The sequence below is a fragment of the Dictyobacter sp. Z7_2 genome, from assembly GCF_057551105.1.
On sequence record NZ_BAAJPE010000002.1, the window covers coordinates 4,806,200 to 4,828,431 of the forward strand.

Below are 22,232 nucleotides of genomic sequence, written 5' to 3' on the forward strand. Positions count from 1 at the left end.
ATAAATCTCACTTGGAGGTGGTTTTTATGATAGTTATTACTGCTCCTACTGGCCAGATCGGCCATCAGGTTCTCAACCACGTTCTCAATAGCGACGAGCCGATCCGCGTGATCGTACGCGATCCTTCTCGCCTTCCTGAGCATATACGCGAGCGCGTCGATATCGTACAAGGATCGCACAGCGACCTCGACGTCGTTACTAAAGCGTTTGCAGGTGCCGACTCTGTGTTCTGGCTTGTACCGGCCAACCCGCGCTCCAAGAGTGTCGAGGCTGCCTACGTGGACTTTGCCAGACCTGCATGCGAGGCCATCAAGAGTCAGGGGGTGAAGCGTGTGGTCACAATTTCGGCGCTTGGTCGCGGAGTGCCTCTCAACGCCGGGTACGTGTCGGCGACGCTGGCGATGGATGACCTGATCGCCAGCACTGGTGTGAGTCTCAGGGCTCTGACCATGCCCTCATTCATGGATAACACGCTTCGGCAGGTCGGGCCGATCAAGAGTCAGGGCATCTTCTTCTCGCCGATGTCCGGGTACCTTAAGGTCCCGACCTGCGCGACCCGCGATATTGCTACCGTCGCTGCCAGATTGCTGCTCGACCATTCCTGGAGTGGGGTGGATAGCGTTCCCGTGCTTGGTCCCGAGGACCTGTCCTTCAACGACATGGCCCAGATCATGTCCGAGGTGTTGGAGCGACCGATCCGCTTCCAACAAGTCCCGGATGATGCATTCAAAGCTACGCTGATCAAAAACGGATTGTCCGAGGCTATGGCACAGGGCATGCTCGATATGGCCGTGGCCAAGAACAAAGGCCTCGATAACGCTCAGCCGCGCACTCCTGAGTTCACCACTCCTACCAGCTTTCGGCAGTGGTGCGAAGAAGTGCTCAAGCCAGCCGTCCTGGCCTGACCCTCACTGCAAAGAGGTCGCGATGCATTATTCTCCCGGAGCAGTTCGGCTTACCTATGATGACAAAGATAGTATTGAAAGGAAATTTGTATGGATGTTACAGGAAAAGTTGTCTTGATTACTGGCGCTTCAAGCGGTATTGGGCTAGCAACGGCTCATCTTTTTGCGCGAAGGGAGCCAAACTGGCTCTGGCAGCCCGCTCGGCTGAAAAGTTGGCACAGCTCGCCTCAGAATTCCCGGACGCGATTGCTATTCCCACCGATATGCGCGATGATGCTGCGGTACGGCGGATGGTGGCCCGGACGCAGGAGCATTATCAGCGCATCGACGTTTTGATCAATAATGCCGGCCAGGGACTCGTTGCTCCGATCGAGAAGGTGAATCTAGATAACTATCGGTCCATTTTCGAATTAAATGTTGTTAGCGTGATCGCGGCGATGCAAGAGGTCATTCCAATCATGCGAGCACAGGGAGGGGGTGTGATTGTCAACATCAGTTCTGGCGCTTCTAAGATTCCACCTGAGCGACTCAACAAGAATCCCGTTGGCCCTTACAGCTCCACAAAGTACGCGCTCAACGCCCTCACGCTTATTGGTCGCCAGGAGCTTGCCGATGATAACATTTCTCTCGGAGTGGTTTATCCTGGAGTGACGGCGACCAACTTCTACGATACGCTTGCAGAAGGTGGTCAGCCCGGTGTGGCACCGACTGGTGGAACGTTTGTCGGGAGTTCTGAGTCGGTTGCGGAGACGATTCTGGAGGCGGTAGAAACTCAGGAGGCGGAAGTTTACACCGATAACTTGAAACAAGCACTCCTATAATCTCCTACGAGATTGCATAATTTGTGTCGTTCTTCGTCTAACAAACCATGAGCCTGCATTCATCAGGATGTAGAGGATCACAATGGCTCATCACTTCATGCATGGAGGTTAATGGATGTTAGACGATCAAGCCTTTGGGAGCTTGCTGAAAAAGTATCGATCACGTTCTGGCTGGAGCCAGAGTGCGCTTGCTAAACAGATCCGCGTATCGCAAGCAACGATTAATCAATGGGAGAGTGGTAACCAAAAGCCACAATTTACATCCCGAGGGGATGTTTTTTTTATTGCCGACGAGCTCCGGCTTGACAAAAAAGAGCGCAAAGCCTTTTTTACGGCCAGTGGCTATTCTATTTATTTGTGGCCCGTCGAACTATGGAACGTTCATCATCAGCGCAATCCGCTCTTCGTCGGTCGCACAGATATTTTGCAAGATGTGCGTAGAGACCTGATGCCAGGTGGAAAGGCCGTGGTTCTTATACCGACGGATTGCGAATTAAGAGGCAGCGGAAAAACACAGGTAGCTGTGGAATATGCTTACCGTTATGCTCAACAGTATGAAGCTGTATTTTGGCTGCGGGCTGATACTCCTGGCACACTCAGTGCTGAATGTCTGCAACTGGCAACCGGAGTATTAAAATTGCCAGAACGACAACGAGCAGCAGATCAGATGGAGGATCTTAAATTCTGGTTACAGAGACATCGCGGATGGTTACTGATCATTGCGAACCTTGATAATTGTGAGCGATCTCAAAAGATTCTATCCGCTTTCTTGCCAGACACGCATCAAGGAAGTGTGCTGATCACAACCAGAACGCGTACTCCAGGATTGCTGGCGCACAGCGAGATATTGCTTCCAGTGCTTTCGCATGATGAATGCATCGTCCTCCTCTTACGTCAGGCCAAGCGCATCGCGCCGCAGGGCAGTGCCGAGGATGCACCTTCTGATGATCTCCTTCTGGCACAGGATCTCTGTGAGCAGATGGATAGGCTCCCTCTGGCGCTGACTCAAGCAGGAGCCTATATCGCGGAGAATGGCTGCTCGCTGCACCAATATATTGACCTGTATCAACAAGCTCGCCAGGAGCTCTTAGCTCGTCGTGCATCATTGGACAGACAAGGAGCAGTCTGGATAACGTTCTGGCTCTCCTGGAAACAGCTTCAGGAACACAACGCACTGGCTGCGAGAGCGCTCCAGTGCTGTGCCTTTCTGGCTTCTGATCAAATTCCAGAAACGTTGCTACAGTCTGCCATCAGACCGTCCATGAATGATCGTATCCCGGAGCAGTTGGCGCTGGATAAGGCATTAGCGCTTCTACTGAGTTATGGGTTGTTGGAACGAACCGGACAGCAATTGTCACTCCATCAAGATGTCCAGGAAATGATACGAGAAATCCTTACGCCGCAAGAACAACGCCAATGGATGGAAAGAGTTATTCTGGAATTCAATGCTATCTTCCCCGATGGGCAGCAGCATACCTGGAGTGTATGTGAATCCTTGCTTCCCCATGCGCTCGTGTGCGCGCAGTGGATTCATAGCTTGAATACGTGGAAGGTTCAAAGTCTACAGCTACTCGATAAGATCTGTCGCTATCTGTATGAACGTGCCCTGTACGAGGAAGCTGAACCTCTTTTATTGCAAGCACTCGCCATGCAGGAGGAGCATTTCGGTCCCTCGCATGCTCAGACAGCTATCGGCCTGAACAAACTGACAAAACTTTATGCGGACCAGGGGCGCTATGAGAATGCCGAACCTCTGGCTTACAGGGCTGTCATGATTTCTGAAGCGCAATTAGGAGCTTCCCATCCTCAAACGGCCACCTTTTTTAATGATCTCGCCTCCATCTACGAGCATCAAAGGCGCTACCCTGTCGCAGAATCTCTCATGCTGCGAGCTCTCAGTATCCACGAAGAGCAGTCAGGAAGCATACACCTTCAGACCGCCAATTGCCTGAGCAATCTTGCCTCACTCTATGAGCATCAGGAACGTTATCACGACGCTGAAACACTCCTGAAGCGTGTCCTTCTCACGCGTGAAAAATTGTTAGGGAAGACTCATCCCAGGACAGTCGCCATTCACGTCAGACTGGCCGCCCTCTATGAACTGCAACGAAACTACCCGCTGGCCGGATTTCACTATTACCGTGTGTTCCGCACTGAGGAAAGACACCTCGGATCTTCTCATCCAAGCGTAATCATCAGTATCAACAAATTGGCTTCCATCGATATGAAGATGGGTCTCTATGAGAAAGCTGAAAGTGTTTATCTGTCGATGCTCAGTTATCTTGAAGGGGCTTTCGATGCCTCCCATCCCTCCATTGCCGTCTGCCTGATTAATCTGGCCGAAATTGCGCTCAAGCGAGGATATCCAGAGAAATCCGAAACGCTTTTGCTGCGAGCACTTGTCAATGCTGAAGAGCATCCTGGAAATCCTGATTATCAGATGGCGGTCATTCTCGCGCATCTGTCAGCTTTCTATGAGATCCAGAGGCACGCGGGGAAAGCTGAAAGCCTCTTATCGCAAGCATTCCAGGTTGCTGAAGAGCAGTGGGGGAACTCCGCTCCTCAGATGGCTACCTTTTTGAGAGATCTGGCAGATTTCTATCTGCGACTGAATCTCTACGAGAAAGCTGAACCGCTCTATCAACGAGCATTGCAGATTTCTAAAAAGTAGTCTATTGAACTTTGCCTCTGGTGGCGACTGGCCAGATAGCTTCCAACGTTCCATGGCGATGGGCATAATAGGTATCATGCAGATTGATTGTGGTATCGATATGGCTGGGGATCAATGCAATACGATCGCCGATCTCAAGTGCGGGCCGGGTCACGCTGGCATCCTGGGTCCAGGTGATAATCCCATGCTCGTCGCCAGCTGGCTGGTAGCTCATGTTTTGGACGCCAGCAGGTCCAAGTGGCTCGGCCATACCGCTATCGGTGGAGAGCGATTTGAGACCTGCATCGACAACGACGCGTGTCGCCTCTGGTCGGCTGATGACTGTCGCAAGGATGGTTAAGGCGTTGCTGTAGACCGGTCCCAGCGCGTTGCGATAATCCACATCCATGAACACAAACGAGCCGGGTTGAACCTCGCTGACACCATCGCAGCCAGCGCAGATCTCGGCGGTGCCGGTCCCGCCGGTAGTCACGATCCAGATTGGGAAGCCATCTGCCTTGAGCGCCGTAGCGGTCTCGGTCAACAGATGCATGGCCCGCAGGCAGCGTTGTGTCCGCTCCCAGGGATCATGGATGTGTTGCAAGTGTCCCTCGTAGCCCTGGACTCCGATCAGGCGCAGTTGCGACAGCTCTCTGATGCGTCGTGCAAGCAGCAGAGCCTCCGGTCCTGGTCGCACGCCACAGCGGTTCTGACCAACATTGAGATCAAGCAAGACATCAATTTTCACATGCGCGTCGGCCATCGCTTGATTGAGTTCCTCGGCCCCCCGCAGGCTATCCACGACAACTTTGATGCCTGGATGCTTTTGCTCCAGCGCGGCCAGACGCGATAACTTTGGTGATCCCACAATCTCAGTCGTGATCAATAGATCGTCGATTCCAGCTTGCGCCATCACCTCGGCCTCGCTCACTTTGGCAACGCATCCGCCAATTGCCCCCGCATCCAGCAGACGTTGCGCCAGAATTGGACTCTTTACCGTCTTGAAGTGTGGCCTGACATTGATCTTCTTCTCTCGCAAGCGTCCCATCAATCGTGCAATATTTTTGTCCATCAAGGTCAGATCAACCACCATCGCAGGCGTATCGAGTACCTCTAAGGCATCGCCTACACGCGGATTGTATCTATCGATATGCATATACATCGCTCCCGCTTGTGCTAAGACTGGCAACTTACATCCTCTTTGAAGCAAGCTTACTCTGTGAGTATCCATTTGTCCAGATGACAAAATACATGTTTTCTTTATAAATGCACAAAAGGAGAGAGGAATACACGCTCAGGTGACGGTGGGTGCCTCGGTTGGATACTTTTCGTAGAGCTTCTCGACGACGATCTGGCGCAGACGCATGACGGCGGTATGGATATCGTGAAAGGTCGTGTAGAGAGGAGCTATCCCCAGGCGAATATTGTCGGGAGCGCGAAAGTCGGGCAAGACTTGTAAATCATTGAGCAGTGCGAGGTCGATCCGTAATCCCTCGCGATGTCCGAGCGAGATGTGGGAGCCGCGTCGCTGCACGTCGGTGGGTGAATTCAAGCTGAAGCCGAGAGGCTGGAGCAGGGAGCTCCATAGGGCGATCAGATATGCACTCTGTTGCTCCGACTTGGCGCGGAGATGATCCAGTCCCGCCTCCAGCACCAGATCAACTCCCGCCTCGATCAGTGACAGCGAGACGATGGGAGCTGTGCCTGTCAGAAAGCTGCGCAGACCGGCGGCTGCTTGATATTCGAGGCCAAACGCGAAGAGGTTCTGTTGCCCCATCCAGCCGTTGATGGGGTTATGAAGACGGGATTGCAAATCGCGGCGGATAGAGAGAAAGGCCGGAGCTCCTGGACCTCCATTCAAGTATTTGTAGGTGCAGCCGATGGCCAGATCAGCTTGCGCTGCGTGCAGGTCGACAGGCACAGCTCCCACCGAATGGCTGAGATCCCATAGGACGAGTGCTCCAACGGCATGCGCCGCAGCCGTAAGCGCGGACATATCATACATATATCCGCTCTTGAAAGCCGTGTGAGACAGGATCACCAGCGCCACCTGATCGTCGAGCGCCTCCTCAAGCTCATCGGCTGGACCATGGATACCATCGGTGGAGGAAATTATCTCTAGCTGATGCTGCTTGCCCAGCAGATCGATGGCTCCTTGCACAACATAGAGATCCGAAGGGAAGTTGAGATTATCGGTCAGGATACGTGCTCTTCCGCTCTGAGCTCGTAGCGCGGCAACAACCAACTTGAACAGATTCACGGAGGTCGAGTCGGCCACAATCACCTCATCCGCCTGTGCACCGATCAAGCGAGCAATCTTTGCTCCCACGCGCTCAGGAGCCTCAAACCAGCCCTCGTTCCAACTGCGGATCAGGCGCGTCCCCCACTGCCGATGCAGCAGATCTTCGGCCAGCGTCACCGTATCTCGACTCAGGCGTCCCAGCGAATTGCCATCCAGATAGATGAGATCAGGATCAGCGATCACAAAGCGTGCGCGGAAATGCGCCAGCGGATCTTGCGCGTCAAGCTGAATGGCATACGCCTCATCAACAGAAATATTCGTCATTTGTACACTCCTACCAGCGCATCATACATCTTCAAAGAGATCAAGCTCACCGACGTAGCGGCGCGGCTCCGCCGTGCTGTCTGTGACTCGTACGACCACGTTGCCCATGGCGTTCCATTGAGAGACGTGTCCCAGCCGAATCATACGATCCACAGACAGCACGGCGGAGCCGCGCCGCTACGTCGGTGAGCGTTGACATCGTGGGCGAAAGGGGTCTTGTCCCTCTCTTCACAGCGTCGGGCGCTACACGGGTGTGTGCCAGCTGGCGTCGGCGGCGGCATGAGGGGACTCGGCGACGATCTGCATCAGCTCGATGGGATTGCCATCGGGATCTTTAATCCAGTATTGCAGATTATGATCCACGCCGCGAGCAGGCTCGCCGGGAACCTCTAAGCCACGCACCTCCAGCTCTTTCAGTGTGGCTGGGAGATCATCGACGAGCAAGCAAAAATGATTGTAACCGACCGGGCGTGGCTCGTTCGTACCAGATCCTCCTGGGAAAAGCTCAATGAAATGGCCGGGTGCCACCTGGATATACACGATCCATGGAGAAGGTGTGCCCTCGCGATCCAGTCGAAACGCCTCACGAAAGCCAAGCTTGCTGCAATAGAAATCTAGCGAGCGTTCAAGGTCGCTAATAAAAAAGGCGACGTGCCCAATGCCAGTTATCATGATCGATCCCTCTTTCATTTCTACGTTGAAAACAGTTTCTCATTATGTATACAGTTCAACATATAGATGATCGTGTTGTCAAATCTTTAAGGATGGTGATTGGCTTTGTGCAGTGAGGAAATGCAAGCATCTCCTTGACTGCTCAAAGCTGTTTTGAGGCACGTAAGCATGAAAAACTTGTCTGGTTTAGCGGTCAGGATCAGCAAGGGCACGTTTCAACGCTGCCAGCTGAGCGTGTTCGGCTGCTTGTGTTACCTGTGCATTGGTGACCATCCTGAAGCCGTGGTAAGCTCCTGGATAGATATGCAACTCCGTTGGTACGCCAGCTCGTGTGAGACGGCGAGCATACTCCATATCTTCTTCCAGGAAAAGATCGATGGCTCCGACACTGATGAATGTGGGAGGGAGGCCCTCTAAGTGCTCTGCGCGGGCCGCTGCGGCATAGGGTGAAATATCTGGAGCACCTGGCTCCTGACCTAGCAGAGAGGTCCAGCCAAAGCGATTGGCTTTATGCGTCCAGACGAATTCTCCTGTATAGGGATGAGGATCGCTTAAAGTAACCGTCCGATCATCGAGCATGGGAGCAATCAAAAGTTGGAACGCCAGAGGAATCTCTCCTCGATCACGAGCGAGCAACCCAAGTGCAGCGGCTATCCCTCCTCCTGCGCTACTCCCTGCCAGCGCGATGCGGGTCGGATCAATACCCAGTTCGCTCGCATGCGTATATAACCACTTCAAGGCGGCGTAACAATCCTCGACCGGGCCGGGATGGCGGGTCTCAGGAGCCAGGCGGTAATCTACCGAGATCGCGACACATCCAATGGCTGAGATGAACTCCTTGACCATAAGATCTGCTTGCTCGGCAGATCCCATAACATATCCACCGCCATGGAGCCAGAGCAAGGCAGGTCTTGATCCCTCTAGAGCGGTTGGCTGGTAGAGTAGTATCCGCACCTCGGGAGCTCCTTCTGGACCGGGTACAAAGCGTTCAGTTACCTCGATGTCTGGGGACATGGGGAGGTTGGGGAACTTTTGCATCTGGCCAGCCGCTCGCACCTGCTTGAGGATATCTTCTGTCAGTTCTACGTTGGGAATCTGATCAAGTATAGCTGCGAGCTCAGGATCAACCAGATATCGGGTCGTCATTGCTTATTCCTTTCGACATGTGTCTTAACCTGTTTTTGACAATGGAAATTATATCGGCTGTCGAGGGAATACGCAAGGTAACCAGGCACTTTTTAGCGTTCATGGCGATCTTTTTCGCTGCCAGATGCCTCCAACGATTGTCAGTTCCGGAACGTGCTACAGTAAAGATGGAGAAGAATCGTCGTCATGTGCTACTATCATAGTTGATGCCGATTGATTCTCAGTGCTGAGTTTTTTGTGTATGCCATGCTGTTCTGATGCTGATCTCGCTCTCGCGTGAAGATCAACTTTGCAGGTGGCAACTGGCGAACAGATGAAGGAGCATGTTTATGATGTCAACAATGATGGGTGTTGTTTTGCCGGGAGATCGACAGCTTGAGCTACAGGAGTTCCCGGTGCCGGAGCCGGGTCATGGACAGGTGTTGGTGAGGATGAAAGCCTCTTCGTTGTGCGGCAGTGACCTGCGAGCGATCTATCGCCCGACCGATCAAGGACACGGGCCGGAGGCGTACCAGGGGGTGATTGCGGGCCATGAGCCATGTGGGATCATCGAGCGTATTGGACCAGACGTGACCCATTTCAAAGCAGGTGATCGTGTTGTCCTCTATCATATTGCGGGCTGCGGCCAATGTCGCAATTGTCGTAGCGGCTGGATGATCAGTTGTACCGAGGAGGTTGGTGTCGAGGGCGGACGCGCCGCTTATGGATGGCAGCGTGCAGGCGGCCATGCAGATTTCTTGTTGGCGGAAGAGCGTACGCTGGTCGCCCTCCCCGACGAACTGAGCTATCTGGATGGTGCGATGGTGGCCTGTGGATTAGGTACTGCGTACGCTGCCTGTTTGCGAGCGAGCGTCTCGGGACGCGATAATGTCTTGATCACCGGACTTGGACCGGTCGGGATCGGAGCAGCCCTTCTCTGTCGAGCCATGGGGGCGCGGGTCGTAGGGGCCGAAGCGATCCCGGAGCGTATAGAATTCTTTAAGACGCTCGGTTTCAGCGAAGTTGTCAACTCTACCGACGCCGATGCTCTCTCCGTCTTGCGTGAGAAGACGCAGGGATATGGCTACGAAGTCGCTATCGACTGTTCCGGCAACGCTACTGCACGTCACAGCTGTCTTGAACTTGCTCGCGAGTGGGGACGCGTCGTCTACATCGGAGAGGGAGGCAGTGTCACATTTGAGCCCAGCCCTCTCCTCCTGCATAAACAGCTCACGCTCTACGGCTCCTGGGTCTGTAGCGTTCCCCAGATGGAAGAGCTTCTTGAACATCTTGTCCGCTGGAAACTGCATCCTGATGTCATGGTTACCCACAAATTCGCTCTCAAGCAGGCGAAAGAAGCCTATGAGCTCTTTGATAGCGGCAAAACGGGTAAAGTGGCTATCGTCTGGGATTAATCAGGCGCATGATGATGATGTGATTTCGTTGTGATCTGTGAGGCTGCCCTGTGACTTTGCTGTGATGTCGTTGCGGCATACTAAGGGTGCGAGAGAAAAAGAGCAATCGAACCTCTCCCACTTATAGAAATAGTAATGCATTGGGAATTATCTTCACATCTATGGAAGGACAAAGCATATGTTCGCGCAACGAAATTCAGCATTTAATGCAGGTCTTGTGGTTGCCGGTCTGGCAGGTATTTGGACTCTTATTCACATCATTTTAGGTCTGGCTGGTAGTACAGCAAACGATTTTTGGAATCTTGGTTTGCTTATTCTGTTCGTGCTCGCACTCGTGATTGCCTTTGCGCAATACGCACATGAGCGCTCAGAGCTACAGAGTGTCTCGACGAACGAGCGCTTCCCGGAGCCTTCGATCTCCCGCTTTTTTACAGGTTCGACTGGATCATCGCCACTGTGGTTTGTCGTTCGTATGTATGTTGGAGCTGAATGGCTGCTGGCTGGTTGGGAAAAAGTGATCTCTCCTGCCTGGGGAACATCTGGCAAGGGCTTGACAGGATTTGTTGGCGGAGCATTGGCGAAAACCGCTGGTGAGAATCCTGCTGTACAGGGATGGTATGCCTCCTTCTTACACAGCTTCGTACTTCCGAACGCCGGTTTCTTCTCCATCCTGGTGAGCTGGGGAGAGTTAGCTGTAGGCTTAGGTATCATCCTGGGTGTCCTGACTGGTGTTGCCGCTGGCTTTGGTATATTGATGAACATGAACTACCTGTTAGCAGGTACAGTTAGTATCAACCCCATCCTTGGAATGATCGGACTCTTCCTGGTGATCTCATGGCGGGTATGTGGTTGGATCGGTCTCGATAGCTGGTTACTCCCGGCATTAGGGCTTCCCTGGAAACCTGGCACGCTGTTCCACAAACAGGATGCTGAGACACATGCTACCACACATGCTCCTACCGCTTGACGCAAGTCGTATGAAGCAAGTGACATTGAGACAAGTAGCCTGGTGAATGCATCGAATGGAGATGTTTCACCAGGCTACTTGTCTGTTCTTTGTGGATAACTTTACACGTTGAGTGCTTGTGCTATCCACAGAGGCGGCTTGAGCGGAGAGGTACACCTAAGAGTTCTGTTGCAGCCTGAATGCGATCACTGGCCATTAATTGTTGTGCTGTGAAGTTTCCATGATCAAAGTTGAATTCGAGCAATGATTGAAAACCTGCCTTATGAATTCCAGTTCGTGAGGCAAAATTGAGGGGAGCATAAAGTATCCAGTGGCGATCGAAGTTCTGGCTCTCTTGCCTGACGATGCTTTGCAGCAGGTGTGGATAAATTCCTTCGCCGCGCCAATTGGGTAGCGTCGCAAAGTCCCAAAGATAGGAGTTACGAGGAGGAAGGTCAAAGTGCAGATTGATTTCGATGACTTCACCTATTTTCGATGCCACCCAGCCGTAGCCAGTAGGCACCTGATCAATGTAGGCTATATAGGCGATGCTGCCTGTATGAATGCGTTTCTGCACTTCAGCTTCAGTAATCTGTACCAGACGTGCCAGCAGAGAAACATCCGTCGATGGATGGGCTGAGAAGTGGGCAAGTGGAGCGAGTTCCGGCAGTGGATCGCCCTGCCACCATGTTGCTAATGCCATAATAATGTATTCTCTAGGCGTCGTTCTCTACAAATCAGGGGAGGACGGCGGGTAGCCTTTCTTCATAGTACACTGAATAATGTATAGGCACTATGAATATAAATGGAACATCCTTTTCATTCCATTATATCATCTATGTAGCGTCGCACGCTTGCGTGCGATGTCCCAGTTTATCGTATGATCAGGTAGGCCAGCGTCGCTCACTGCGATCAAGCTGTCTCGTACGAGCTACTGGGACATCGCACGCAAGCGTGCGACGCTACTACTCTGCCAAAGATCATCACGCCTCTGTCTCAGAGGAGATATGTTCCCAAAACAGATCCGTGAAGTCGTGGGGTGAGACGCCCACCGACGTAGCGGCGCGGCTCCGCCGTGCTGTCACTTCCCGCACGACACCGTTCCACGTGCCGATGGAAGCAACGCCAACAAGACGCTCCACGGTGGGAAGATTGTGCAATGGAACCTCATGAGGAGCATGGTCGGACGAGTCACAGACAGCACGGCGGAGCCGCGCCGCTACGTCGGTAGGCGTCTCACCCCATGAGGTGCATATCTCAGATGAGAGATCGGTGCGATGACCTTTGACAGACCACTACTTGAGGGTTTGTACGTAGGAGACGAATTTGTCGCCGCGATCAAATTCGTTGAGGAACATGCCGAAGCTGGTGAAGCCGGGCGAGAACAGAAAGATATCTCCCGGCTGTGCCAGCTGATTGGCGCTGTCGAGTGCCTGGAGATAGTCGTCAAAGACGCCATAGACGGGGTTTTTGACTTGCTGTTGGACGGCTTCTTGCTGGATCGCTGTCTGGAGCTCGTCGGTACCGCTGCCACTGAGCAGGATGACGTGTCGGCAGTGCTGAATGATCCTCTGGGGCCATTTTTCTAGCGGCAGGTGCTTGGTGTTGCCGCCGGCCACCAGGATGATCGGTGTGTCGTTGAATGATTCGAGGGCGACCTGTCCGGCGATCGGCGTGGTGCTGCTGCTGTCGTTGATGTAGCGGACGTTGTTGATTTGTCGTACGAAAGCCAGGCGATGAGCGACGCTGTCGAAGCCTCGGACGGTGGCGGCGATGATCTTATCGGGGACTCCAAGGATGCGAGCAGTTGTGGTTGCCAGTAAGATGTTCTCAAGATTGTGTCGACCAGCCAGAGGAGTCTCGCTGAAGATGAAAGGATCAATCTGCGTGCTGCCGCGTTCGAAGCTGCCTCCACGTTCCAGGCTGGTAAACCAGACCTGTCCAGGTGCCTCTTCGCCGAAGCGTCGCGTCCAGGGATTGTCGTAGTTGAAGATAGCGATGTCGTTGGGATGCTGATGGCGGAAGATATTGGCTTTGGCTTCGGCATACTCATCCATATTGGCGTACGTGTTGAGGTGGTCAGGATAGACATTGGTCATGACGGCGACTGGCGGACTTATTTTATGTGGCCGTAAACCTTCGAGTTGCCAGCTTGATAGCTCGAGGACAACCTGGGTGTCGGCGTTGATCTGGGGGAGTAGGGAGAGCGTCTCGACGCCTGCGACGTTGCCTCCGATCTGCGTGGGGGCGCCGCTGGCTTGCAGGATGGCGTAGAGCAGGCTGGTGGTGGTTGTCTTGCCTCGTGTGCCCGTGATGCCAATGATCCGGCCAGGACAGGCCAGGAAGAAGAGTCCGATCTCCATCTCGATCTGCGCACCATGCGCTTGAGCCAGGCGAATATAGGGCGAGCTCCAGGGAACGCCGGGATTACGGATCACGATCTCGGCCCACTGGAAATCCTCTTCGCGATGCTCTCCCAGGATGAACTCGATTGGCAGGCCGGCCAGCGCCTGCACGCTGGGTGCCAGTACCTCGGGTGATTTCATATCCGTGACGCGTACCTGCGCTCCCTGCTGCGCTGCGTAACGCGCCGATGCCATCCCAGAGCCCTGGAGGCCCAATCCCATCACCAAAACACGCTTTCCCTGTAGATCCATAATACCTCTCAATTTCTGGCAAATTTGATATCTGTGATCGCTATCATAGCAGAATCTGTGATAGGATACAAATTGTCTGTGGCGCCAATTTTCCTAGCATTCAAGTAAAAAGTTGACTTTTTGAGGCCTAACTTATACACTCCCTATGTATGGTTGTACTTGTTTTTCTTTTTCAGATTGGCTTGTTTGTCGATGCCTACAGACATCAAACTGAAGCTACTTTTCATCAATTGGGAGTGGAAAACTATTTATGATATCTATACCACATAACACTCCGCCTGGAGATTCTTACGATCCCATTGCGAAAGCGCGTGATAATGTGCTTGTGATTATCGATACCGATGAAGTCCGCTCTCAAAGATTAGCTGCTTTGTTGACGCTCAGTGGCTTACGCGCAATTGTAACTACAACAACCTACCAGGCCTTTAATCGTTGTCTTCAGGAGCGTTTTGTGCCACAGGCAGTGCTGATTGGACAAAATGAGGAGATCTCTACGACGCTCTTCTCGCGTTTTGCTCAGCATCTGAAGCAGGAAGCCAAAACCGATGTGCCTGTGATCCGCATAGCCAGTATCCATCTCGTTGATGGGAATCTGCTCATGGCCGACGAGCGTGCCTCGACCAGAATTCATCAAGTCTCTGCCTTGAATAGCGATCTCCTAAAAAAGATCTGGCAAGTGCTCCCCAATGCGCGTATCTCCCTCGATTATGCCGAGAATGCACTTGTGCTTACCTCACTGCCCAAACTTGGCCTGAACCCACGTGTGACGCACCTGAATCGCTCCACCGGCCTGCATTTCCGCGAACAGATTGGCGCCGCTAAAAAGGTTATTCCCGCCAATCAATGGGAGATGCTGCTGACCGATGTCGGCCTGGCTCAATTTTGCCAGGAGGAGCGCTGGCCTGAAAAAACTGAGCAGCATACCGTCCCCGCTGAATATATCGCACTCCTCATGCGTGCCGTCCTATTCTCGAATCCCACTCAGCCAGCCAAACAAGTTTACGATTGGACCATGTTGGTCGATGCTGAGGTGTTGCAGAAGCCGGCCTTAGTCTTTATCGTCAAGCAAGCAGTGAAGTTCCTGGGACAGGAGCGCATGATACGTACACTGCTGAATGAGACCACAAAACATACAAATGCGGTACGGGGTGAAGAGCTGTTGCAGTATAAGCGTCTGGATGATGGATCATACCTGCTGGTCGTCTACAGCAATATGTTTATGTATGGTTTTATGGGAGCAACGCAGCCTTCTTGCTATCCCTGGATTGCGTCTATCAACAAAGGGTTAGAGATAAGCAATTTGCAGAAACGTTGGAAAGTGCGCGAGATCGAATGTAGTGGAGTCTCGCATACCGGTCATTGTGTCTTCCACCTCACTCCTGAAGTCTCTTGAGCTCTGCTGCCATGCCTGCATCTATTACTCATGCAGGTCTCACCTGATACATGCATCATTGTCGTCAGGCAGCCATGAAGCTTCTCCAATCTCTGTTCACTGGGTATAAAGAAAGACAATCACTGAAAAACAAGGTATAATGTAAGTATTGTTTTAATATTGGTCGTTCTACTTTAAAGAGCGTGCATCCTTTCTAAATTGACCATCAAAGAGATAGCAGCAGTCAATTTTCAATCTTACTTCGTACAATGCCAGGGGAGACTTTTCCAGCCAGCATACATCAATGGTAGAGTTTTAATAGACACGATACCTTTGATGGTATCTAGAAAATGCGTAAATGATGGATTCTGGATATGAGAGATACCTTGAGGATATTCTGGGTGTGCAGTCGGTTGGAGTGGCTATTCTGGATGCGTCTACATACAGCATCCGCTATATCAATCCCTATCTGAATGAGATCATCACCGCGCTCTGGCAGCATCCGTGTGTGCTCGGCGAGCGCGTGTCGGACGTTGTGCCGGTGCCGATGCATGAGCACGTCCTTCCTCTCCTGTCGCAGGTGGCGCAAACCAGACAGGCGATCGAGTTGGCGGAGGTTCCTTTTGAGGGCTTTCTTGAGGTGCGCGGGCGGACGTACTGGAATGTGACGCTGGAGTATCGTACTTCTGCGGCTCCGGAGTCCGAAGATGTGCTGCTGGTGATGATGAAAGAGATCACTGAAGCTGTGCGAGCGCGCCTGCACATCCAGGCCATCTACGCCATCTCCTCTGCGCAGGCCGGACCGGCTTCATTGCCGTTAGTCCTGGAGCGTATCTTGCATGTGCTTCAGGAGACATTTGGCTCCAAGCGCTGCGCTATCTTCGTTTTAGATCATTCATTGCCAGCCATCGAGACGCGTCTGGCGGACCTGGAGGAGATCGATCCCGCTGCGGCCGATGCTCCTCAGCAGGCACGGCTGGTGGCTCAGCTAGGGATACATGCTATCTCTCAAGAGTGGCATGAGCCCGTTGATGATAATGTGCTGCTCACAACCGTCGTGCGCGAGCGTCGCACGCGGATTTTAACCGATACCAATCAGCGTCCCCAGCTTGTCTTTCCTTTTCTTGAGCATCAAGGGGAACCGCATCGGCCGGGCTCGGTGCTGAGTGTCCCTATTTTTGCGCCGCACACCGACAATCCTGCGGAGCAGAGCGTCTTTGGCACCATCGAAGTGTATCATTTGCGCTCACGAGGCTTTCCGGCGGAGGAGGTGGTACTACTTGAGCAGTTTGCGCAACAGGCGGGCCTGGCTATCCAGAATGCACGTCTCTTTCGGCGTATTGATCGTTTGGCCCGTACGGCCAGTCGGAATGCGCGCCAGCAAGAAAACATCATGCAGGCGATGCCCGATAGCGTCGTGATTGTCGATCCGCGCTGGCGTGTGGTCGACGTGAATCAGGCGGCGCGTGATCTGCTGGGCTGGGACGAAAAAATCCTGGGCCTACCTCTGGCTGAAGCCCTCGATCGCAGCCCCGTAATCTTTCAGCATGGTCTCTTTCTGCACGGCGATCCGCTGGAAGCCATCGAGCAGCAGGCGTCGCAAGGTGGGAGCAGCGTGTCCAGGCTGACTGGTATCAATGGCGTTTCTTATAGTATCCAAACGACCTATACGCCGATTCGTGATGAGCATAGCGAGATTTTTGCCTTTAGCGTTATTTTCCATGATATCAGTGAGCAGGTGGCCGATCGTGAGCGTATCGAAGCCGAGATTGTCAAGCGGACTGCCGAGCTCAAGCAGCGCAACAAAGCTCTCCAGGAGGCGCAAGAGGCGCAGGCGATCACCAGTGCTCGCATGGAGCTCCTGCTCGAACGGTTGCCGAGTGGCGTGATCTTAATCTCGGCGCACGACATGAGTATCACCGTCATCAACCGTCAGGCTGTCGAGCTGCTCCAACGCCTTGGCGCACGGCTCTCTCCGATGGATGATCCCGAGGAGGCGGCTCGGCGCGTGATTGGTCAAGATGGTGAGCATATTCTCCGCTCGATTGCTTTGTATTATCCCTCAGGATCGCTGCTGACTTACGAGGAGCATCCCCTCTATCCTGCTATGACGCGGGGTGAGAGCAGCGAGGCCGAGTTGCACGCTCATCTTGCCGATGGGCAATCCATGTACCTTCTGGTCAACGCCGCCCCGCTACGAGCACCCGATGGGAGTATCGAGAGCGTCATTTTAGTCTATCAGGATATCACGCGGCTTAAGCATCTGGAGCGCGTGCGCGAAGATTTTTTTACCACGATGGCTCATGAGCTCAAGACGCCGCTGGCAAATATCCGTGCGCATCTCAGTGCTCTACTGGTGAAAGATTTCCAATGGACACGCGAGGAGCAGTTTGCTTATTTGCAAACCGCCGATGAGCAAGTTGATCGCCTGGTAGGCATGATCAATCATTTCCTCGAAGCCTCACGGGTTGAAGCCGGAGCGTTGCGTCTCGAATTGGAACCAATCCTGCTGCCCGAGCTCTTCGAGGATGTCCAGGATCGCCTGGAGGCTCTGATCAATGCAGCACATTGCTCGTTGCGGATCACTCTGCCCGAGTCGGTACCGGCGGTGCGCGGCGATTATGAACTGATCTTGAGCGTCCTGACCAATCTGCTCAGCAACGCCTTCCGCTACGCTCCCGAAGGAGACGCGGTCCATCTGCTGGTCGAATTGGTCTGCAATGGGCCGCGGCAAAAAGCTCAGAGCGTCAGGATCAGTGTCATTGACAGAGGACCCGGCATCAGCCCGGAGCAACAAATAGTTTTATTTGCACGTTTTAGTACCTTTGCCGCTCTGAGTCATCCCTTACGCGATCAGGCAGGCTCGGCCGAGCCAGAGCGACGGCAGAAAGTCACGCGTTGGAGTCCTGCCACTGGCCTCGGACTGTATATCAGTCGTGGTATTATTGAAGCACATGGGAGCCAGTTAGAGCTCACAAGCAGTCCTGGTCATGGATCAACCTTTACCTTTCAGTTGCCGATATATCGCGCCAGGCGTAAACTTGCATGCCGTGCCACAGCCACACTTATCAGAGGGGAGTAATTACGACTATGTCGACCGCTGAGAAAAAAGCTCGCATTCTTTGCATCGAAGACGACCCACAAATGCGAACGTTCTTGTTGGCTCAACTCAAAGCCCGCGCCTACTACTGCCAGGCCGTTCGCGACGGAGCCCAGGCCGTGGATCTTGCCGCCATCTTTCAGCCGCATCTGGTCTTACTGGACCTCTCTCTGCCCTCTCTCGACGGACTTAGCTTCCTGCGACGCTTTCGCGAATGGAGCTCCACGCCCGTGATCGTCCTCTCCGCGCACGACGAAGAGCCGGTCAAGATCAAAGCCCTCGACCTGGGCGCCGACGACTATCTTACCAAGCCCTTTAGCATTAATGAGCTGCTGGCCCGCGTCCGCGTTGCCTTACGCCGCGCCAGCGAGAACGAACGCCTGCGCAACAGCATCAGCGGCAGCGGTAGCCAGCGACCCCTCTATCGCTGCGGAGGTGAGAACGGTCTGGTCGTCGACTATGTCCACCGACACGTCAGCTCGGGTGGTAGCGACGTTCATCTCACTCCCACCGAATACGATCTGCTCTGCGAACTCACCCGCAACGCCGGCAAAGTTCTCACCCATCGAGAGCTCCTGCAACGCGTCTGGGGACCTGATTATAGCGCCGAAAATACCTATCTGCGCACCTTCATGCGACATCTGCGCCGCAAACTCGAACCCGATCCCTCACAGCCCAAATTTCTGCGCAACGAGCTCGGCGTCGGCTACTACGTCCCGCCGCCCGACGCCGAGAAAAGCCTTACTTGACGTAGCGCCGTGGTCTTGTGCCCGGCGGCCAGTTCACGTACGGAAACGTCCCCCCATCGCCGATCTTTCGTCTCATCTTGCCACATTGCGTGGCAAAAACGAACGAATCATACGTCACGAGGCCGCCGGGCACAAGACCACGGCGCTACGTCTGCTTGATCTTTTCAGTGGGACGTTTTCTTTACCTGAGCGGTATTGAGCGTTTGGGTCGGGGGTAACAGGTCATTTTTCATCACTTGACAGGTAATGTATAATGTAGAAAATTTACATCAGGAGAGAACCCTTGAGAATTATCACAAACAGGTAGTAGAAACATCGTCTTTTGCAGTAACGACGAAGCTTTTCTTTATCCTGTTGTGTGTTTTTCCGCGAGGTAGTTGTGCTCCATCTTCCGCTTTGACCTTCTTTTCCACAATCCTGCCCATCGCACTACCACGAACTGGCTTTCTGCTGTCGTTGAAGCTAGCACACATCCACAGACATATAAAGAAGCGCTTTTACTTTATCATCAAGCATAACATTCATGCTGCGAACGCCGAATGATCTACACATCCACAGCTACATTCCGACTTTATCTGTCAACTCCGGAGGCGCTTTGGCGCTTGCTCTGGACTCTTTTGTGGAGGATCACGGTTTTATGTTATTGACAGTGCGAAATATGACAAAATCCTATGGTGCGACGACTGTACTGAGTGCGCTCTCGTTTGTGATCAATGCGCAGGATCGCGTTGGGCTGATTGGTCCCAACGGGGTGGGCAAGTCGACGTTGTTGCGCTTGCTGACGGGACAGGAGCAGGCTGATCAGGGCAGCCTGAAGTATGCATCCGATGTGGAGTATGGCTACTTGCCGCAGAGTACGCCACTCTTTTACGGTGAGACAATCGATGATTTACTGCTGGCGTCCCTGGGGAATCTGCGTCAACTTGAGGAGCGTATGCACCTGCTCGAAGGCGAGATGTCGCAGGCGTCGAAGGGTGATCTGCCGGCTTTGCTTGAGGAGTATGGATCTGTCTCGACGCGCTTTCAGGAGCGTGGCGGCTACGATCTCGATGCGACCATCGATCGTGTGCTGAGTGGCCTCCAGATTGATTATCTGGCTCGCACGCGACAGGTGCAGACCCTGTCCGGTGGCGAGAAAGCGCGTGTGGGTCTGGCGGCGCTGCTGCTGCGCTCGCCCGACGTGCTGTTTCTGGATGAGCCGACCAATCATCTGGACTTTGCCAGTATGGAGTGGTTGGAAAACTATCTGACGACGTATCGGGGGGCCTTGCTGATCGTTTCGCATGATCGACGTTTCCTGAATCGTACCATCAATCAGATCTTCGAGATCGATGAGCATCAGCACGAGCTCAAGGTCTATCCTGGCGATTATGATGCCTACGTGCAGGTGAAGTCAGCTGAGCGGGCAAAATGGGAGGAGGAGTATCAGCGTCAGCAGGAGGAGATACAGGAGCTGCGTCGCCGTATTCGTGATCTACGGCATACGGCCAGTCAGACGAGCTTTGGACCTCCGCGTGATGGTGATAAATTTGCTCTGTACAGCCATACGCAGAATAAGCAAGGTTCATCGGCGAGTCGACTCAAGGGCGCGGAGCAGCAGCTGAAGCTGATCGAAGCCGATCCGATCCCGAAACCGCCGAAGATCATCAACGTGCATTCGGCCTTTCAGACGCAGCCACTGCAATCGCAGGTCGCCATCCAACTGAGCGACGTCAGCAAGAGCTTTGGCGAGCGCACGCTTTTGAGCCATCAAAGCATAGATATTGGCCCTACCGATCGTATTGTCCTCACAGGAGCCAATGGAGCTGGCAAGACAACGCTCTTCAAAATGATTATGGGGATGGAGCGCCCAAGCGGTGGAGAGATCATCCTGTCTCCCAGTGTACGTATCGGCTATCTACCGCAGGAGACGCTGCTTGATCTCGACAAGACGGTGATCGAGACCTATCGCTACGATCAGATTGGCTACGAGGATGAGTTGGCCGGGCGCTTGATCGGCTATGGGCTCTTTCGCCTTGAAGATCTACCTAAGCAGGTTGGACAGTTAAGTCTTGGTCAAAGGCGTAAGCTTGAGATTGCCTGTCTCATGTCTCAGGCTCCCAACGTCTTATTGCTTGATGAGCCGACAAACTATATCAGCTGGGACGTTCTGGAAGCTTTCGAGCAGGCTATCCTTGATTTCCCAGGACCGGTCATTACCATTACACATGACCGGTGGCTGATTGAGCGTATTGGCGGCATCTTGTGGACGCTCGCGGAAAGAGTGGTGAACGTCTAGATAGGAGAATCTTCAGCTGTATTGCTAGAAAGTACTAATTTTATTCCCTCTTTCTCTCCGAGGAAGATACAATGCAGTATATTTATATCTGTGTATCAATTGATATCAAAGATATACAAATAAACACGTTATTTGTAGAAGGGGATAATTGTGACAAAAAAGATACCTGGCTATCTCGGGCTGGCGAGTATGCTTCTCTGCATGATCCTGCTGAGCGCTTGTGGGTCGAACGCAAATTCGACCTCAAGTACGCCTTCGTCGGCAAAAAAAGTTACGCACACGGCAACTGCTCAGTCGGTAGGACTCACAATATCTCCCAAGCCGACTCCCACCATGGCTCCAACCCCAACCCCGATCCCTAGTCCGACGGCCCCACCAGCGATGGTTGTACCGACTCCAACGACACCTCCCATGACAGTCTCTATTCCTGGTGTATCGGCGGCGGCCTCGGCGGTCCTGACGCTGATTAATCAAGAGCGGGCCAGTCAGAATATGGGTCCTCTGACCTGGAATGCGGGATTGCAAGCCAGTGCGCATCAGCATAATCTCGCCATGCAAGCTACGAACACGCTATCGCATCAATTGCCTGGAGAGGCCGCCTTTGGTGATCGTGAGCGTGCTCAGGGAGTCAATTGGACCTCTGCGGGCGAAAATATTGCCTGGAATGTGGGTGATCCGACCGCCGGGGCCGTCGCAAGCAATACGAACATGTTTAATGAGACGCCACCCGATGATGGTCATCGACAAAATATTTTGTCGGCCAGTGATAACGTGATCGGCATTGATGTGATTGTCGATACCGTGAATAACAAGATCTGGCTGACCGAAGATTTCGCTAAGATTTAAGCTTATTTAACCAGTGTTGATGTGTGTTAGCGCGATGCAAGCATGCGAGTTGAGGTTTTGCCTGTCGCGGCATTTTATTGCGAGTAGAGCTCATACGTCTATACTAATACACCGCTGTATGCTATGATTC

At 53.2% G+C, this 22,232-nt stretch carries 18 protein-coding genes; 10 read left to right on the forward strand and 8 right to left on the reverse strand.

The features are described from left to right. Window positions 1-26: 26 nt before the first annotated feature. The 3 genes from AC27N8_RS33515 to fxsT all read left to right on the forward strand — a co-directional run bounded on the left by AC27N8_RS33515 (window position 27) and on the right by fxsT (window position 4,397). Window positions 27-905 (forward strand): NmrA family NAD(P)-binding protein, encoded by an 879-nt coding sequence (locus AC27N8_RS33515; RefSeq protein WP_487073743.1) that lies wholly within the window; start codon window positions 27-29, stop codon window positions 903-905. A 56-nt stretch (window positions 906-961) separates the two neighbouring features. Next, window positions 962-1,726, forward strand: a complete 765-nt coding sequence (locus AC27N8_RS33520) for an SDR family oxidoreductase (protein ID WP_487073745.1) — start codon at window positions 962-964, stop codon at window positions 1,724-1,726. 115 nt (window positions 1,727-1,841) lie between these two features. Next, window positions 1,842-4,397: an FxSxx-COOH system tetratricopeptide repeat protein gene (gene fxsT / locus AC27N8_RS33525; RefSeq protein ID WP_487073747.1), complete on the forward strand. Its 2,556-nt coding sequence runs from the start codon at window positions 1,842-1,844 to the stop codon at window positions 4,395-4,397. 1 nt (window position 4,398) lies between these two features. On the opposite strand, the gene AC27N8_RS33530 is transcribed toward fxsT, so the two are convergent. The 5 genes from AC27N8_RS33530 to AC27N8_RS33550 form a co-directional block, all read right to left on the reverse strand. Further along, window positions 4,399-5,565: a DSD1 family PLP-dependent enzyme gene (locus AC27N8_RS33530; RefSeq protein ID WP_487073749.1), complete on the reverse strand. Its 1,167-nt coding sequence runs from the start codon at window positions 5,563-5,565 to the stop codon at window positions 4,399-4,401. Window positions 5,566-5,670: 105 nt separating this feature from the next. Then, window positions 5,671-6,942, reverse strand: a complete 1,272-nt coding sequence (gene kynU / locus AC27N8_RS33535; protein ID WP_487073751.1) for a kynureninase — start codon at window positions 6,940-6,942, stop codon at window positions 5,671-5,673. 46 nt (window positions 6,943-6,988) lie between these two features. Then, entirely contained in the window at window positions 6,989-7,141 is a 153-nt protein-coding gene (locus AC27N8_RS33540) for a hypothetical protein (protein WP_487073753.1), read from the reverse strand. 44 nt (window positions 7,142-7,185) lie between these two features. Next, entirely contained in the window at window positions 7,186-7,614 is a 429-nt protein-coding gene (locus AC27N8_RS33545; protein ID WP_487073755.1) for a VOC family protein, read from the reverse strand. A gap of 186 nt (window positions 7,615-7,800) precedes the next feature. Further along, window positions 7,801-8,760 (reverse strand): alpha/beta hydrolase, encoded by a 960-nt coding sequence (locus AC27N8_RS33550; protein WP_487073757.1) that lies wholly within the window; start codon window positions 8,758-8,760, stop codon window positions 7,801-7,803. Window positions 8,761-9,089: 329 nt separating this feature from the next. Between AC27N8_RS33550 and AC27N8_RS33555 the strand changes: the two genes are divergently transcribed. Next, window positions 9,090-10,154: a zinc-dependent alcohol dehydrogenase family protein gene (locus tag AC27N8_RS33555; RefSeq protein ID WP_487073759.1), complete on the forward strand. Its 1,065-nt coding sequence runs from the start codon at window positions 9,090-9,092 to the stop codon at window positions 10,152-10,154. 178 nt (window positions 10,155-10,332) lie between these two features. Continuing rightward, on the forward strand, window positions 10,333-11,121 hold the full coding sequence (locus AC27N8_RS33560; RefSeq protein ID WP_487073761.1) for a DoxX family membrane protein: 789 nt from the start codon (window positions 10,333-10,335) through the stop codon (window positions 11,119-11,121). Between the two features lie 121 nt (window positions 11,122-11,242). Here AC27N8_RS33560 and AC27N8_RS33565 read toward each other — a convergent pair whose 3' ends face one another. The 3 genes from AC27N8_RS33565 to murD form a co-directional block, all read right to left on the reverse strand. Beyond that, complete coding sequence (locus AC27N8_RS33565; protein ID WP_487073763.1) at window positions 11,243-11,803, reverse strand: GNAT family protein; 561 nt, start codon at window positions 11,801-11,803, stop codon at window positions 11,243-11,245. Window positions 11,804-12,083: 280 nt separating this feature from the next. After that, on the reverse strand, window positions 12,084-12,260 hold the full coding sequence (locus AC27N8_RS33570) for a hypothetical protein (protein WP_487073765.1): 177 nt from the start codon (window positions 12,258-12,260) through the stop codon (window positions 12,084-12,086). A 135-nt stretch (window positions 12,261-12,395) separates the two neighbouring features. Then, entirely contained in the window at window positions 12,396-13,757 is a 1,362-nt protein-coding gene (gene murD, locus AC27N8_RS33575; protein WP_487073767.1) for a UDP-N-acetylmuramoyl-L-alanine--D-glutamate ligase, read from the reverse strand. Window positions 13,758-14,007: 250 nt separating this feature from the next. On the opposite strand from murD, the gene AC27N8_RS33580 reads away from it, so the two are divergent. The 5 genes from AC27N8_RS33580 to AC27N8_RS33600 all read left to right on the forward strand — a co-directional run bounded on the left by AC27N8_RS33580 (window position 14,008) and on the right by AC27N8_RS33600 (window position 22,102). After that, a complete protein-coding gene (locus tag AC27N8_RS33580; RefSeq protein WP_487073769.1) occupies window positions 14,008-15,150 on the forward strand; it encodes a hypothetical protein in 1,143 nt (380 codons plus the stop codon). Between the two features lie 337 nt (window positions 15,151-15,487). Continuing rightward, a complete protein-coding gene (locus tag AC27N8_RS33585) occupies window positions 15,488-18,211 on the forward strand; it encodes a sensor histidine kinase (RefSeq protein ID WP_487073771.1) in 2,724 nt (907 codons plus the stop codon). An 8-nt stretch (window positions 18,212-18,219) separates the two neighbouring features. Then, window positions 18,220-18,978: a response regulator gene (locus AC27N8_RS33590; protein WP_487074808.1), complete on the forward strand. Its 759-nt coding sequence runs from the start codon at window positions 18,220-18,222 to the stop codon at window positions 18,976-18,978. A gap of 637 nt (window positions 18,979-19,615) precedes the next feature. After that, window positions 19,616-21,256 carry a ribosomal protection-like ABC-F family protein gene (gene abc-f, locus AC27N8_RS33595; RefSeq protein ID WP_487073773.1) on the forward strand — a complete coding sequence of 547 codons (1,641 nt, stop codon included), beginning with the start codon at window positions 19,616-19,618 and terminating at the stop codon, window positions 21,254-21,256. Between the two features lie 150 nt (window positions 21,257-21,406). Then, window positions 21,407-22,102, forward strand: a complete 696-nt coding sequence (locus AC27N8_RS33600) for a CAP domain-containing protein (RefSeq protein ID WP_487073775.1) — start codon at window positions 21,407-21,409, stop codon at window positions 22,100-22,102. Window positions 22,103-22,232 lie beyond the last annotated feature (130 nt).

Excerpts from the sequence above, each read along its gene's own strand:
- murD (WP_487073767.1), bottom strand. The coding sequence starts at position 13,757 with ATGGATCTACAGGGAAAGCGTGTTTTGGTGATGGGATTGGGCCTCCAG.
- AC27N8_RS33555 (WP_487073759.1), top strand. The coding sequence starts at position 9,090 with ATGATGTCAACAATGATGGGTGTTGTTTTGCCGGGAGATCGACAGCTT.
- AC27N8_RS33540 (WP_487073753.1), bottom strand. The coding sequence starts at position 7,141 with ATGTCAACGCTCACCGACGTAGCGGCGCGGCTCCGCCGTGCTGTCTGT.
- AC27N8_RS33590 (WP_487074808.1), top strand. The coding sequence starts at position 18,220 with ATGTCGACCGCTGAGAAAAAAGCTCGCATTCTTTGCATCGAAGACGAC.
- AC27N8_RS33580 (WP_487073769.1), top strand. The coding sequence starts at position 14,008 with ATGATATCTATACCACATAACACTCCGCCTGGAGATTCTTACGATCCC.
- AC27N8_RS33585 (WP_487073771.1), top strand. The coding sequence starts at position 15,488 with ATGATGGATTCTGGATATGAGAGATACCTTGAGGATATTCTGGGTGTG.
- AC27N8_RS33550 (WP_487073757.1), bottom strand. The coding sequence starts at position 8,760 with ATGACGACCCGATATCTGGTTGATCCTGAGCTCGCAGCTATACTTGAT.
- AC27N8_RS33520 (WP_487073745.1), top strand. The coding sequence starts at position 962 with ATGATGACAAAGATAGTATTGAAAGGAAATTTGTATGGATGTTACAGG.
- AC27N8_RS33545 (WP_487073755.1), bottom strand. The coding sequence starts at position 7,614 with ATGATAACTGGCATTGGGCACGTCGCCTTTTTTATTAGCGACCTTGAA.
- AC27N8_RS33515 (WP_487073743.1), top strand. The coding sequence starts at position 27 with ATGATAGTTATTACTGCTCCTACTGGCCAGATCGGCCATCAGGTTCTC.
- fxsT (WP_487073747.1), top strand. The coding sequence starts at position 1,842 with ATGTTAGACGATCAAGCCTTTGGGAGCTTGCTGAAAAAGTATCGATCA.
- AC27N8_RS33560 (WP_487073761.1), top strand. The coding sequence starts at position 10,333 with ATGTTCGCGCAACGAAATTCAGCATTTAATGCAGGTCTTGTGGTTGCC.
- AC27N8_RS33565 (WP_487073763.1), bottom strand. The coding sequence starts at position 11,803 with ATGGCATTAGCAACATGGTGGCAGGGCGATCCACTGCCGGAACTCGCT.
- kynU (WP_487073751.1), bottom strand. The coding sequence starts at position 6,942 with ATGACGAATATTTCTGTTGATGAGGCGTATGCCATTCAGCTTGACGCG.
- abc-f (WP_487073773.1), top strand. The coding sequence starts at position 19,616 with ATGTTATTGACAGTGCGAAATATGACAAAATCCTATGGTGCGACGACT.